This window comes from Halopseudomonas sp., assembly GCF_041579695.1.
Taxonomy (GTDB): Bacteria; Pseudomonadota; Gammaproteobacteria; order Pseudomonadales; family Pseudomonadaceae; genus Halopseudomonas.
Genome location: NZ_JBFGFI010000074.1, coordinates 1 through 13,933, shown reverse-complemented (window position 1 = coordinate 13,933; position 13,933 = coordinate 1). Strand labels below are relative to the sequence as shown.

The following is a 13,933-nucleotide window of genomic DNA, read 5'->3' as shown; positions in this document are numbered from 1 at the left end:
GGCGCCGGAGGCGCGGTGGAGCAGGCGGCCAAAGCCAAGGATAAGACAACGGCGGAAACGGTTGTTAGTGTTTTCATAATGCCCTGGAAGTCGTGCTTGAATGTTGTTGGTTAGTGGCTCTGCTAGGGTAGTTGCGATACTACTGATAGGCTAGCACCAGTTGATCCTTTTGTGACCAACTGCCCGTAAGTATTTCTGAATATTAATGATTTTCGAGGATCGAACATGCCTGTTTTCCGTCGACTGTTGCCAGGACTGACTGTCGTGCTGCCTCTGGTAGCGCTTTCCGGCTGTGCCTGGCTGCCGCAATCGGACGTCGGGGGCGGGCTGCGTGCCAGCGGTATGCTGCACATGACCGCCGACGAGGCACGGCTGGAAACCTGCGGAGGACAGGTCCATCCGGTGCACGCGGACGAGGCGCTGCGTGCACTTTTCGTCCGGGTGGCGCCGGCCGGTCAGAACGTCATCTTTGTTGATCTGCGCGGACAGCTTCTCGGCGATAACAGTATTCGTCCCGAAACGATCATACGCATGGGCGCGACGAATGAAGGTTGCGCAAATCAGATCGCCCAGGAAAGCCAATGGGTGGCGCTCGGTGAGCGTCCGGATTGGCGTGTCAGGATTGCATCATCAGGATTGCAGCTGACTACTCTGGGAAATGAGTGGCAGTCGGTCATCATCGAGCTGCTGCCCGATGGCCGTCGGGGTTTTAGCACGCGGGATGGAGAGCAGACCGAGCTATGGGTCTACCCGGACCCTTGTTTCTCCCAGCTGAACGGGAATTACTACGAGCATTCTGCCCGCCTGGTCACCGCCGGCGAGAGTATGGTCGGCTGCGCCTATCAGGGATACCTGGCAAGCGATCAACCGTCTACCAACTAGACGCTCAGCGATTAGCCTCCAAGATAGGCACTGCGCACCTGCGGATCGCTGAGCAACGCCTCGCCGGTATCCTGGGTGACGATGTGCCCGTGCTCCATCACATAACCGCGATCGGCCAGCTTCAATGCTTGGTTGGCATTCTGCTCGACCAGAAAGATGGTCACGCCCTGGGCGCGCAGTTGCTCGATGATTCCGAAAATCTGCTGGATGATGATCGGCGCCAACCCGAGTGAAGGCTCATCGAGTAACAGCAACTTTGGCTTGCTCATCAGCGCTCGGCCGATCGCGAGCATCTGCTGCTCGCCACCGGACATAGTGCCCGCGCGCTGCTGGAAGCGTTCCTTCAGCCGCGGGAACAGCGCCAGCGTGGTATCCATCTGCTCCTGAAACTCGTCCTTGTGAGTAAAGAAACCGCCCATGCTCAGGTTCTCTTCCACGGTCAGGCGGGAGAAGACTCGACGGCCCTCGGGCACGATGGCGATGTCCTTGCGCATGATCTCGGCGGTGGTCAGTCCGGTCAGCTCTTCGCCGTTGTAGCGGATGCTGCCGGAGGTGGCGGTTGGGTCGCCACACAGGGTCATCAGCAAGGTGGTCTTGCCTGCACCGTTGGCGCCGATCAGCGTGACGATCTCGCCGCGTTCCACTTCCAGGCTGACGTCATGCAAGGCCTGAATCTTGCCGTAGTGGGTCGATACATTCTTCATATACAACATGCAGATTAACCCTCAGGTTTCGCCAAGATAGGCCTTGATCACGTCCGGATTCAGTCGCACTTGCTCAGGGGTGCCCTGAGCCAGCGGACAGCCCTGGTTGATCACCACGATATGATCGGAGATATCCATCACCAGCTTCATATCGTGCTCGATCAACAACACGGTGATGTCGTGGTTATCGCGTAGTTCGGCGATCAGCTCCTTGAGGTCTCCGGTTTCGCGCGGGTTGAGGCCGGCGGCCGGCTCGTCGAGCATCAGCAGGCTGGGCTGGGTGACCATGCAGCGGGCGATCTCCAGCCGGCGCTGCTGACCGTAGGCCAGTGTACTTGCGGTGCGGTTGGCAAACTCGTGCAGGTTCACCCGTTCGAGCCAGTAGGCCGCGCGCTCCAGCGCTTCCTTCTCGCTGCGCTTGTATCCCGGCGTCTTGAACAGGCCTGCGAGCATGCTGGTGTTCATGTTCTGGTGTTGGGCGACCATCAGGTTCTCAACGACGGTCATTTCCTTGAACAGGCGCACATGCTGGAAGGTGCGGATCATGCCCTTGCGCGCGACCTTGAAGCCGGGCAGGCCCTGAATCTCCTCCCCGCGGAACACGATCTTGCCGTCGCTGGGCTTGTAGAATCCGGTCAGGCAGTTGAACACCGTGGTCTTGCCGGCGCCGTTGGGGCCGATCATCGAGACGATCTGCTTGTCGAACACCTGTAGCGCCACACCGTCGACCGCCAGCAGGCCACCAAAGCGCATGGTCAGGCCCGATACATCGAGCAATGGAGTCGTCGAGTTCATGTTCTGAGCTCCATGTGAGGGCGCTTCATCGGCAGCAGACCCTGCGGCCGCCAGATCATCATCAGTACCATCATCAGGCCGAACAGCAGCATGCGGTACTCGTTAAACTCGCGGGCCAGCTCGGGCAGAATGGTCATGATGATCGCGGCCAGTATCACACCGACCTGCGAGCCCATGCCGCCGAGTACGACGATGGCGAGAATGATCGCCGACTCGATGAAGGTGAATGACTCGGGGCTGATAAAGCCCTGGCGTGCAGCGAAGAAACAACCAGCAAAGCCGGCGAAGGTCGCACCGATGGTGAAAGCATTCAGCTTGATCGCGGTAGGGTTGATGCCCAGCGAGCGGCAGGCGATCTCGTCCTCGCGCAGGGCCTCCCAGGCACGCCCAATCGGCATGCGTAGCAGGCGGTTGATCACGTAAAGCGTGATCAGTACCAGGATCAATGCCAGCAAGTAAAGAAAGATAACCCGGTGGCTGGAATCGTAGTCAAAGCCGAAGAAACCATGGAAGGTCTGCATGCCCTCGCTGGCGCGGCGGCTGAACTCCAGGCCGAACAGGGTCGGTTTGGGGATGCTGCCGATGCCGTTCGGGCCATTGGTCAGCCAGGTCATGTTGTTCAGCAGGATGCGGATGATCTCGCCGAAGCCCAGCGTCACGATCGCCAGATAATCGCCGCGCAGGCGCAGCACCGGGAACCCGAGCAGGAAGCCGAACAGTGCCGCCATGGCACCGGCGACAAAGAGTCCGGTCCAGAAACCAAGCCCGAAATACATCGCCAGCAGTGCATAGGTGTAGGCACCCACCGCATAGAAACCGACATAACCCAGGTCCAGCAGGCCGGCCAGACCGACCACGATATTCAGTCCCAGACCGAGCATGATGTAGATCAGCACCAGGGTCGCCAGATCCACGCCACCGCGGTTGGCCATGAACGGGAAGACCACAGCCGCAGCAATGAGGAAGCACCAGAACAGCCGTTTCACTGCCGGCTTGTCGCGCAGGTCGGCAAGCTTGGGTGGTGTTTTCGGTACGCTGGGAATCGAGCACCACAGCGCATTGATCTGGTTGCGGAACAGGTTGAAGAAGAACAGGAAGCCAGCCGCGGCGGCAATCTTCCACAGTACGTCTTCACCCGCACCGGTCACGGTCAGGCCGGCCCCGCTCTGCTCCAGACGCACACCCATCAGCAGCGCGGTGAGGACCACAACCACCACCGCGGAAATGATCGCCGGTTTGAAATTGAGGGAAGTCATACCTTCTCTACCTCCGGACGGCCGAGTATGCCGCTGGGGCGAAAGAGCAGGATCAGGATCAACAGGCTGAAGGCCACCACATCCTTGTATTCGCTACTGAAATAGCCGGCAGTGATGGCTTCGGTGATACCCAGCAGCAAGCCGCCCAGCACCGCGCCAGGGATACTGCCGATACCGCCGAGTACCGCCGCGGTAAACGCCTTGAGTCCGGCCATGAAGCCGATATAGGGGTTGATCACACCGTAGTACATACCCAGCAGCACGCCGGCCACCGCAGCCAGCGCGGCGCCGATTATAAAGGTCAGCGCGATGATGCCGTTGGTGTTGATGCCCAACAGGTTGGTCATCTTCAGGTCTTCAGCGCAAGCACGGCAGGCGCGACCCATTCGCGAGCGGGTAATGAAGAAGGTCAGACCGGTCATGGTGATCAGCGTGACCGCGAAGATGATCATCTGCATGTAGGACAGGGTGGCGGCAAAGCCGTCTTCCGGTCCGATGGTGATGCCGCCGGTGATCATGCTGGGCATCGCGATGTCCCGCGAGCCCTGGGCCAGACGCACCAGATTCTGCAGGAAGATCGACATGCCGATCGCCGAGATCAGCGGGATCAGGCGGTTGCCGCCGCGCAGCGGGCGGTAGGCAACACGCTCGATGCTGTACCCGTAGGCACTAGTCACAATCATGCTGATGATAAAGGCACCGATAATCATCAGCGGCAGGTATTCGATGCCGAACAGTGCAAGGGCGGCAATGGTGATGAAAGCGATATAGCTGCCGATCATGTACACCTCGCCGTGGGCGAAGTTGATCATGCCGATGATCCCGTAGACCATCGTGTAGCCGATCGCGATAAGCGCATAGGTACTACCGACCGTGAGGCCGTTGAGTATCTGTTGCAGGAAATAATAGAGTGACTCGGGCATGGTCACGACACCTGGAATAGCAGGATGATCAATGCTGGTCAGGACAGACGGGCATTAAAAAAAACAGGCCCCGGGGGGTTGTGTACGCCCCGGGGCCTGTACCTAGGTATTACTCGCTCAGAGCAGTCTTGGTCGCGTCAGCGTGCCACTCATAGACCACGAAGTTGAAGTCCTGCAGGTCGCCCTTTTCGTCGAAGCTCAAGGTGCCGGTAGGCGTATCGAACTGGTTGCCGCGCAGTGCTTCGGCTACTTCGAAGGGATCGTTTTCACCGGCCAGCTTGATGCCGTCGGCGATGACCTGTACTGCGGCGTAGGCCGGGAACACGAAGGGACCGGAAGGGTCTTCTTCGTTCGCCTTGAACGCGGCGACGAGTGCGGCGTTGCGCGGGTCTTCGTCAAATGCCTTCGGCAGGGTAACCAGCAGACCTTCGGAGGCTTCGCCGGCAATCGCGGAGATATCCGGGTTGCCCACGCCTTCAGGACCCATGAAGGTCACATCCAGACCTTGTTCGGCAGACTGGCGCAGAATCAGACCCAGCTCGGGGTGGTAGCCGCCGTAGTAGACGAAATCTACTCCTTCCTGACGCAGTTTGCCGATCAGAGCAGAGAAGTCCTTGTCACCGGCGGTGATGCCTTCGAAGACCGGTACATCAATGCCACCTTCAACCAGCACGTCGCGCACGGCGGTGGCAATGCCTTCGCCATACTGCTGCTTGTCGTGGATGACCGCGACCTTCTCGGGCTTGACCTGCTCGACAATGTATTTGCCGGCAGTCGGACCCTGCAGGCTGTCCAGGCCGATGGTACGGAATACCAGTTCATAGCCACGCTCGGTGATCTCCGGGCTGGTGGAAGCGGCGGTCACCATCAGGATGCCTTCATCTTCATAGATGTCGGAAGCAGGCTGGGTCGAGCTCGAGCACAGGTGACCCACAACGTACTGGATCTCCTCGTTGACGATGCGGTTGGCCACGGCCACAGCCTGCTTGGGATCGCAAGCGTCGTCGAATACCACGCCTTCGAGCTGGCTGCCGTTGACGCCACCGGCCTTGTTGATCTGTTCGATAGCCATCTTCGCGCCGATAAACTGCATGTCGCCATACTGGGCGACCGGGCCTGTGACCGGGCCGGCGAGTGCGATCTTGATGGTGTCCGCGGCTACCGCGAAATTGCTGGCGCCGGCAACGGCTGCAGCAGCGATAAACAGGGAGATTGCTTTCTTCTGTGCCATTTTCATTTTATTTTCTCGCTTGATTTCGATAGATCGAAGAGTTGGCGGTGTCATGTGCCGCGAACTGTCCCCTCCCGGAACTGTACCGGCGCAGTTTAGCAATGTGCGCGCGCACAGGGAATCAGCTGTGGGCAAATTCTGGAGCAATGTCTTCTTGTTGCAACATTATGTCTGAAAGTCGACACGACCTGATCAGAGTAGGCCTTTTTTAGGGAACTTGCCGACCAATTGTTGCAAGTAAATGCTAGATGGTTACCATGCGCTGGTTCAGAAATGATGAGGAAGTATCACCATGACCGGCCCCAGTGAGACCTACGCTGCCATTCTTGGCGCAACTTCGAAGATCGAATGGAAAGCCCTCGAGCGCCATTTTGCCGCCGGCAGTCTGCTCTCGGTGAGCCAGGAACTGGATCTGGTCGAGGTAGCCGAAGCTTTTACCGGTGACGACACAGACCAGGTGCGTAAATGGATGGAGAGCGGCCAGCTCGGCGCCGCCTCGGATTCCGAGGCGGCGGATTGGAGTGAGCGCAATCCTGACACCCTGTGGGCTGTGGTGGTCCGACCCTGGGTGCTGGTGCAGGAACGTCCCGAGACGCATTGATGGTGGCTGCTGTCAGGCCAGTCGCGCCCTGAGCCAGGCGCTCAGGGCGTCGACCACAAGAACCAGCACCAGCATCGCCAGAATCACCGTGATTGCCTGCGCCTGCTGGAACAGGCTCAGCGTGACATAAAGCATCTGGCCTAGCCCGCCCGCCCCGACAAACCCCAGCACAGCCGCCATGCGGATGTTGTTCTCCCAGCGGTACAGGCTGTAGGCCAGCCACTGGGGCAGCACATTGGGCAGGGTGCCATAAAAGAAGGCCGCGGTAGCGCCCGCGCCGCTGTCCTGCAGCGCCCGTGCCGGTTGTTCCGGACTGTTCTCCAGCGCTTCGGCAAACAGCCTGCCGAGGACTCCGGTGGTATGCAGCGCGATCGCCAGAGTGCCGGCAAAAGGTCCCAGCCCGGCAGCCAGCACCATCAGCGCCGCCCATACCAGCTCCGGCACCGAGCGCAGCGCATTGAGCACAAGGCGGGACAGCATCCGCGAAACTGCCCCCAGCCTGCCGGCGGCCAGCAGGCTGAGAAGTGCGCCAGCGCCCACGGCCAGCAAGGTGCCGATAGCAGAGATCGCCAGCGTCTCCAGCAAGCCCCATCCAATCCGGGTCAACCACGGCATTGAGGTGTCTGGCGGGAAAAAGGACTGGATGTAGTCTGCCATCTGCGCCGGACCGTCTCCCCGGGCAAGGGCGCCGAGGTCCATGCCAAGGTATCCGAAGGAGGCGAAAATCGCCGCCGCGATCGATCCGCACAGCAGTAGCGCCTGCCAGCGTCCGTTCACGCCAGCCTCCTGCGCAGCACGGAGCTGAGCTGGTCCGCCAGCAGTACCAGCAAGAGGAAGCTCGCCAGAATGGTGACCACCTCACCGCCGGCAAACATGCGAATCGACAGGTCGATCATCTGCCCCAGGCCGCCCGCACCGACAAAGCCCATGATCACCGACGCACGAATCGCGCACTCCCAGCGGTACAGCGTGTAGGAGGTCAATTCCTGGGCTGCGCCCGGCAAAATTCCGTAGAAGAAGGCGGTCAGGCGGGAGCTGCCTGACTGCATCAATGCGCGCGCGGGAGCCTGGTCTACCGATTCGTAGATTTCCGCATAGACCTTGCCGAGCATGCCGCTGTAGGTGATCGCGATGGCCAGTACACCCGCGGTGGGGCCGAGCCCGACCGCGCGCACGAACAACAGCGCCCAGACGATCTCCGGGATGCTGCGCAGCAGGATGAGTACCAGCCTGACCGGATAGCGTGCGGTCGCCGACCACCTTGCCGGGCGACCGGTCAGCAGCGCAGAGACCGACAGCGCGCGGGTGGCCAGCAGGCTCATGGGTACCGCCAGCAGCAACCCCAGGGTCAGGCCGGCAGTGGCCATGGCCAGCGTTTCCAGCGTGGCGATTGCCAGCATTGCGAGAAAGTCCGGCGACAGGTCCGGAGGCCAGAATCCAGCTAGAAAACGGCCGAAGATGACAATGTTATCGGGGTCGACCAACAAGGCCGGGTTGAATTCGGTCAACACCAGGCCGGGCCAGAGAATCAGCAGGGCCAACACCGTCAAGAGCAGGCGAGGCAGGGCAGCCGGATCGCGTCGGGCCGGGTCTGACGCCAGGGCTAGAGACATCGTTGGGCTGTCCGCGGAGCGCTGGCGCTGGCTTCAGTGCCGGCATGGTTGCCGGTGCTGGCAGGCTGCGCCGAACCCAGGCCGTCATTCGCGTAGAGGGAATCCAGCAGCTCGGCGGTTACCTCCCCGGCCGGGCAGTCGAAATGCACCCGCCCGGCGCGCAGACCGATGATTCGCGGAAAGTGCTTCAATGCCAGGTCGACTGCATGCAGGCTGGCGACCAGCGTCACCTCCCTTTCTGCGGCCAGGCGGTTGAGCAGGGCCAGGGTATGGTTGGCAAGCACCGGATCCATCGCCGCGACAGGTTCGTCGGCCAGTAGCAGCCCGGCGCGCTGGTACATCACCCGCGCGATGCCGACGCGCTGCAGTTGCCCGCCGGATAGCTGGTCGCAGCGGCTGAACAGCTTGTCGGTCAGATCCAGCGGGGCCAACACCTGCTCGACACCGCGGATATCCAGCGGATAACACAGCGACAGCAGCGCCCGGGGCAGGGACCACTGCCCCAGGCGCCCGGCCTGCACTGCGGTGACTACCCGCTGACGCGGGGGCAGCGGCGGGCTCTGGTAAATCAGGCCGATACGGCTGCGCAGCTTCTTCAGTGCGCCGGATCGCAACCGCGCCGGCACTTCGCCTAGCAGCGTCAACTGGCCGCTGGTGGGCGTCAGGCCGGTGGCCAGCAGACGCAGCAGCGTGGTTTTGCCGGCACCGGAGGAGCCGACAATGGCTACCCGCTCACCCGCAGCAATACGCAGGTCCAGACCCTGCAGCGCAGTCACACCGCCGGGGTGGGTCAGACCCACCCCCTCGAGTTGCACGCCCATGGCTTACTGCAGCAGCCCGGCTGCCCGCGCTGCCTGCTCAATGCCCTGGTAGTTTTCCGGGCTGGTTTCGATAAAGCGGCTGGCGCGCTGCAGGTCGAGAATGGCCTTGTGCTCGGCGTTCTCCGGGTCAAGCTTGAGAAACGCCTGGCGAATATTTTCCACCAGTTCGGGTTCCAGATCGCCACGCACGGTCCAGTTGTAATCGAAATAGGTCGGCGTGCGCTGGTAAACCCGTACCTTGTCGGTATCGACCTTGCCTTCGTCGACCAGCTTGTCCCACACCGATGCGTTCAGCACACCAGCATCCACCCGGCCGGATTCGACCCAGGCAGCTGTCGCATCGTGGGCGCCGGAGAAAGCGATGCGGCTGAAGAAACTGTCTGCATCAATGCCTTCCTGCTGCAGGAAATAGCGTGGCATCAGGTGGCCCGAGGTCGAAGAGACGGAGCCGAACGCAAAGCTCTTGCCCTCCAGATCGCTGTGTTGCTGCACATCAGGGTTGGCGGTAATAAAGGTGCTGGTGAACACCGCATCCTGTTCGCGCTGCACTACCGGTATCGCGTCGCCACTGCGCAGGTGCGCCTGCACAAAGGTAAAGCCACCCAGCCAGGCCATGTCCAGGCGACCGGCGCCCAGCGCTTCAACTACGCCGGCGTAGTCGGACACCGGCTGGAAGCTCACGGGCATGCCCAGTTCCTGTTCCAGATACTCGCCCAGGGGCTCGAACTTGCGCAGCAGCTCGGTGGGCGCTTCATCGGGAATGGCAGACACGCGCAGGGTTTTTGTTTCCGCTGCCAGGGGCAGGGCGGCAAAAAGGGTAGCAACAGACAGGCACAAGCCAGCCATGACGGCCAGCGGACGTTTTGAAGTCGACATGTATTTCTCCGGTTCAATAGCGGAAGACTCCCAGTCAGGTGTCGAATCCGACCGGGGCGTGGCGCGAGTGTAGCATGGGAGGATTACACGCGGCGCGCGCTTGGCCTCACCGTTGACTCGGGCTTATCATCAGGTGCCGCCTGTCCCGAGGATCGCTACCCGATGTCATGGCCCCTGTCTGCCAATCTTTCCATGCTCTTCACCGCTCTGCCGCTGCCTGCGCGCATCGAGGCTGCCGCGCAGGCAGGCTTTGACGGCATCGAGATCCAGTTTCCCTATGCGGTGCCGGCCGATGAGCTGGACGTCGCCCTGCAGCGGGCGGGCCTGCCGCTGGTGCTGTTCAACGTGCCCGCCGGTGATCTGCTCGAAGGTGGGGCAGGGCTGGCCGGGGTGCCGGGCCGTGAGGCGGAGTTTGCCAGGGCGCTGGAAGAGGCGCTGGCCTATGCCGCTGTTGCACGCCCGCAGCGGGTGAACGTATTGCCGGGGCGGTTGCTGGAGGGCACGCCGCGCGAGGCGGCGCTGGAGGTGTTGGCCGGTAATCTTGCAAAGGCAGCCGATGTATTCGGTGACTTGGATGTAGAAGTGGTCTGTGAAGCGATCAACCGGATCGACATGCCCGGTTTTCTGCTAGCCACCGGCGATGAGCTGGCGCAGATGATCGAGCGCGTAGGTCATCCCAATCTCTCGGCGCAACTGGATTTCTACCATATGCAGCGAATGGACGAATCCTTGCCGGCTGTGATCGATCGGCTAAAGGGGCTGATTGGTCACGTGCAGTTCGCCGATGCGCCCGCCCGCGGAGCACCGGGCAGCGGCATCATCGACTTTGCCGAGGCTTTTGACGCACTGGGCCGCAGCGGCTACAAGGGCTGGCTTGGTGCTGAGTATCGACTGTCACCAGGGATGCCGGATGACCCGCGGTGGATGCGCGTATGGCAAGCCGCGGGCTATATCAGACGGCCGGACCGCAGCGTATGACCTTGGCATCAGCGAGTTTTTCGCCACCCTCCGAGCGCAACCAGCCAAACGAGTGAAAGCCCCTACGTTCTATCTCGAAGACGTACTTCTCACCGGCAGCAAAATCGTCATAGCGCACGCCGATGATGCATCTTTCCCACTGAGGATCGGCAGTCAGCTTGCCTGAACCCCCCGGTCCTGGCATCTCGAAATGGTGGCGTACCCGCAATTCGTGGCTGCCGGGTGTCAGGTCGGGAAAGCGCAGACCATCGACCAGCCCGCCGTCCAGCCGGTAGGCCTCGGCCCGATCCGAAACGCCGGTCTCGAGAGCGATCTGTGCCCGTTCATCGGTCATCATGCCCCTGGATTGCGGCGTCGAGCAGGCGCCGAGCAATGTCACAGTTGTAATTAGCAGCAGGCCGGAGACGGCTACACTACGATATGTAATGGCATTTTTCATGTTGCCTCCGATTATTCTGATCCGAACACATTTAAACTATAGCGTGGCTATCCCGGCAGGGCCGGCAGATGCAGTGGTAATTCGCCGCGAGCTGATAAACGGCGATCAACCTGAATGATAGATCTGGTCGGGCCTGGTCAATGGGGGCATCCTATTCATCAAATCAATAATCAGGCTGCGGCTATGGTCGGCGGCGCGTATCAGGAGAAAGCACATGCAGGATCTGAAAGGTAAAGTCGCAGTAATAACCGGTGGTGGCAGCGGGCTGGGTCGCGAGTTCGCGCTGCGTTGCGCCGCCCGGGGCATGAAACTGGTGCTCGGTGACGTCGACGAAGCCGGGATGCAGGAAACGCTGAATCAAGTCAAGGCGCTGGATGCCGGTATTGAGTCCGTAACCATGCGTCTGGACGTCTCCAAACTGGAGCAGGTTCAGGCCTTCGCCGATCTGGCCAAAAGCCGTTTCGGTGGCGCGCACCTGTTGTTCAACAACGCCGGCGTCAGCGTCGGTGGACCAGTATGGATGAACACCCAGGCCGACTGGGAATGGGTCGTCGGCGTCAATATGTACGGCGTAGCCTGGGGCCTGAAGGCGTTTATCCCGATGATGATCGAACAGGGCGAAGGCCATGTTGTCAACGTCGCCTCCGCCGCCGGTTGGGTCAACGGTCCCAGTATGGCCGTGTATAACGCGACCAAGCATTCGGTTGTGGCGATTTCTGAAACACTCGCGCTCGACCTGCGCGACGTCGGTGCCAGCAATGTCGGTGTGACCGTGCTATGCCCAGCCTTCTTCCCCACGGGCATCCATGATTCTGCACGTAACCGACCGGCAGAGATGGCCGATACGCTCGAACAAAGTGCGGTTGACCAGGAGCGCGCTGCTGCCCTCAAGGCCGCCGTCGAGAAAGGCCGAATCAAGGCCACTGATGTAGCTGAAATGACCCTCAAGGCCGTCGAGGACAATCAGTTCTATGTGTTCCCGCACCGCAAGATCAAACAATTGATCGCCATGCGCGCCGCCGCAGCGGATGCCGAGAAAGTCGTATTTGATTCAATGAATCCGCAGTAAACGAACCGGGAATTGTCGAGCTCCACCTCGACAGCGTTTTCTGGGAGGGTCGAGTTCCACCTCGACAAAAAGGGCTGGCTAAATCCACCCCGGCCGAGATGGAACTCGGCCACTCCCGGTTGAGACACGCTACTCACTCAGAATTGTGCACTCCCCCTGGAATCGCCGAGTTCCACCCCGACAGAAGGGTAGCTAAAGCACCCAAGTCGCGATCGCGCTCACCTCTCTCCCCACGTCATTCCCGTTCTCCCCAACGTCATTCCCGCGCACGCGGGAATCCATTTTGAACTGGACCTGGGCCTGGACCTGGATTTTCACCCCGCCATCGCCAACCGCGTCTCTCCTTTCTGCATACGACCACGCAACAGGAACCTCTCAACCGCCGCCTGCACATCCTGTAACGCCGTCTTGTGCTCCAGCTCCAGAAAATGCCCGGTATGTGCGATGGTCGCAAACTCCGACTGTGACGCCAAGGTCGCAAACTGCCTGGCATCCTCGGGCGAGGCATAACGATCCCACTTGCCGTTAACAAACAGCAGCGGCACATCTATATGGCCAAAACAGCTCATATATTGCGAAGCGTCCAGTTCCCGCACCTGACGCACATGCATCAGCATCTGCGCATACTCGAACTCCTCCAGCGAGCTCACATGAAGGAAATTGCAGCGCTTGAACAGCGAAGGCAAGTGCTCACCAATCGTCTCGTTGATCAACTCACCAATGGCATGACGAACACACGCAGCCAGACACTGCTGCGCCCGGTCCAGATAGTTCTGCATGTCCGGATTGAGCACCGGAGAGAAGGAGTTGATCACTGCGCTGCGTATCCGCTTCGGCCTTTGCGCCAGGGCCAATAGCGTCGCAACACTGCCCCAGGAAAATGCCAGCACATGGTCGGCGCGGAACTGTTCGATCAGATCCAGAAGGATCAACGCCTCATCCTGCTTGTCGATCATCGCCATGCCCGGATTGTGCTGGCGCGACTGACCCTGATAGGGCTGATCAAACAGCACCACATTGAAGATTGGCAGCAGATAACGGACTGACTGGTTAAAGGAAGCACTGGTCGCCAACGATCCGTTGACCAGAATGATGGTCTCGCTGGTACGCGGATTGGGATACAGCGTGGTGAGGACTTTCAGATCGCGATGCACGCGAACAACGGACTTTTCGGCATACATGGTTCACCTCATTGGGGGTCGGCCAGTGGGTACCGCGGCGATTGAACAGCCGGGAAGTACCGCAAAGCTAGTTCCCACAGATGACAGGGGCGTTGCAGCCTATAACCGCCCATCAGCTTTCACCGAAACGTCACCCGAAAATGTCGTCGCCTGGGAATTGTCGAGTTCCACCTCGACAGCAATACCGGCAGAAATCACCCAGGCCGAGTTCCAGCTTGGCCACTTCCAGAAAGCCCTCCACAACTAAAGTATTCCCCCACCACGCCGATAGAGAACCATCGGTGTGGCACATATGTGGCGTCAAACGGGTGTCAGGGGTTTTGGGCTAAAGTTTTTGCAAGCTAAATGATTGACAAGCAAGCAAAAAACTTTTTTCGAAAAAAACCTAAAGCTAAGGGCTAGTACGCCGATACAGTACTTGAATGCGAACTCAATGGGTGCCTGGGCAAAGCCGGCCCGCGAGTCGCAAGCTCAGGCAAACTAAACAGGTTTACGAGGTAATTAATCATGGCTCTTACAGTCAACACGAACGTTGCATCACTCAACGCCCAGCGTAACCTGGGT

Annotated in this window: 15 protein-coding genes; 4 read left to right on the top strand and 11 right to left on the bottom strand. The window is 60.2% G+C overall.

Features of this window, described 5'->3' with window-relative positions; all coding sequences use genetic code 11:
- Positions 1-225: 225 nt before the first annotated feature.
- Entirely contained in the window at positions 226-882 is a 657-nt protein-coding gene (locus ABYA88_RS12725) for a hypothetical protein (RefSeq protein ID WP_373187720.1), read from the top strand.
- Positions 883-893: 11 nt separating this feature from the next.
- On the opposite strand, the gene ABYA88_RS12720 is transcribed toward ABYA88_RS12725, so the two are convergent.
- From ABYA88_RS12720 to ABYA88_RS12700, 5 genes are all read right to left on the bottom strand, one after another.
- The gene (locus ABYA88_RS12720; protein WP_373187718.1) at positions 894-1,595 is read right to left on the bottom strand and encodes an ABC transporter ATP-binding protein; all 702 of its coding nucleotides are present in this window, start codon (positions 1,593-1,595) and stop codon (positions 894-896) included.
- A gap of 12 nt (positions 1,596-1,607) precedes the next feature.
- Positions 1,608-2,381: a high-affinity branched-chain amino acid ABC transporter ATP-binding protein LivG gene (livG, locus tag ABYA88_RS12715; protein ID WP_373187717.1), complete on the bottom strand. Its 774-nt coding sequence runs from the start codon at positions 2,379-2,381 to the stop codon at positions 1,608-1,610.
- A complete protein-coding gene (locus tag ABYA88_RS12710; protein WP_373187716.1) occupies positions 2,378-3,637 on the bottom strand; it encodes a high-affinity branched-chain amino acid ABC transporter permease LivM in 1,260 nt (419 codons plus the stop codon). Before ABYA88_RS12710 ends, livG begins: the two co-directional genes overlap by 4 nt.
- Entirely contained in the window at positions 3,634-4,560 is a 927-nt protein-coding gene (gene livH, locus ABYA88_RS12705) for a high-affinity branched-chain amino acid ABC transporter permease LivH (RefSeq protein WP_373187715.1), read from the bottom strand. The genes ABYA88_RS12710 and livH overlap by 4 nt, the downstream gene beginning before the upstream one ends.
- Before the next feature lie 109 nt (positions 4,561-4,669).
- Positions 4,670-5,797: a branched-chain amino acid ABC transporter substrate-binding protein gene (locus tag ABYA88_RS12700; protein ID WP_373187714.1), complete on the bottom strand. Its 1,128-nt coding sequence runs from the start codon at positions 5,795-5,797 to the stop codon at positions 4,670-4,672.
- 286 nt (positions 5,798-6,083) lie between these two features.
- Between ABYA88_RS12700 and ABYA88_RS12695 the strand changes: the two genes are divergently transcribed.
- A complete protein-coding gene (locus tag ABYA88_RS12695; RefSeq protein WP_373187713.1) occupies positions 6,084-6,392 on the top strand; it encodes a DUF2288 domain-containing protein in 309 nt (102 codons plus the stop codon).
- 12 nt (positions 6,393-6,404) lie between these two features.
- On the opposite strand, the gene phnE is transcribed toward ABYA88_RS12695, so the two are convergent.
- Genes phnE through ABYA88_RS12675 form a run of 4 tightly spaced genes read right to left on the bottom strand, consistent with a single transcriptional unit; the run spans position 6,405 to position 9,702 of the window.
- A complete protein-coding gene (phnE, locus tag ABYA88_RS12690) occupies positions 6,405-7,169 on the bottom strand; it encodes a phosphonate ABC transporter, permease protein PhnE (RefSeq protein WP_373187712.1) in 765 nt (254 codons plus the stop codon).
- Complete coding sequence (locus tag ABYA88_RS12685; protein WP_373187711.1) at positions 7,166-8,005, bottom strand: PhnE/PtxC family ABC transporter permease; 840 nt, start codon at positions 8,003-8,005, stop codon at positions 7,166-7,168. The genes phnE and ABYA88_RS12685 overlap by 4 nt, the downstream gene beginning before the upstream one ends.
- Positions 7,996-8,826, bottom strand: coding sequence for a phosphonate ABC transporter ATP-binding protein (locus tag ABYA88_RS12680; RefSeq protein WP_373187709.1), 831 nt, complete (start codon positions 8,824-8,826; stop codon positions 7,996-7,998). Before ABYA88_RS12680 ends, ABYA88_RS12685 begins: the two co-directional genes overlap by 10 nt.
- Positions 8,827-8,829: 3 nt before the next feature.
- Positions 8,830-9,702, bottom strand: a complete 873-nt coding sequence (locus ABYA88_RS12675) for a putative selenate ABC transporter substrate-binding protein (RefSeq protein ID WP_373187708.1) — start codon at positions 9,700-9,702, stop codon at positions 8,830-8,832.
- 162 nt (positions 9,703-9,864) lie between these two features.
- Here ABYA88_RS12675 and ABYA88_RS12670 point away from each other — a divergent pair, with 162 nt between their 5' ends.
- Positions 9,865-10,680, top strand: coding sequence for a hydroxypyruvate isomerase family protein (locus tag ABYA88_RS12670; protein ID WP_373187707.1), 816 nt, complete (start codon positions 9,865-9,867; stop codon positions 10,678-10,680).
- Here ABYA88_RS12670 and ABYA88_RS12665 read toward each other — a convergent pair.
- Positions 10,655-11,119, bottom strand: coding sequence for a hypothetical protein (locus tag ABYA88_RS12665; RefSeq protein ID WP_373187706.1), 465 nt, complete (start codon positions 11,117-11,119; stop codon positions 10,655-10,657). The genes ABYA88_RS12670 and ABYA88_RS12665 overlap by 26 nt on opposite strands.
- Before the next feature lie 214 nt (positions 11,120-11,333).
- Between ABYA88_RS12665 and ABYA88_RS12660 the strand changes: the two genes are divergently transcribed.
- Positions 11,334-12,188, top strand: coding sequence for an SDR family NAD(P)-dependent oxidoreductase (locus ABYA88_RS12660; RefSeq protein WP_373187704.1), 855 nt, complete (start codon positions 11,334-11,336; stop codon positions 12,186-12,188).
- Between the two features lie 314 nt (positions 12,189-12,502).
- Here the strand turns inward: ABYA88_RS12660 and ABYA88_RS12655 are convergent, their stop codons facing one another.
- Positions 12,503-13,369, bottom strand: coding sequence for an alpha/beta fold hydrolase (locus tag ABYA88_RS12655; RefSeq protein WP_373187702.1), 867 nt, complete (start codon positions 13,367-13,369; stop codon positions 12,503-12,505).
- Between the last annotated feature and the right edge of the window lie 564 nt (positions 13,370-13,933).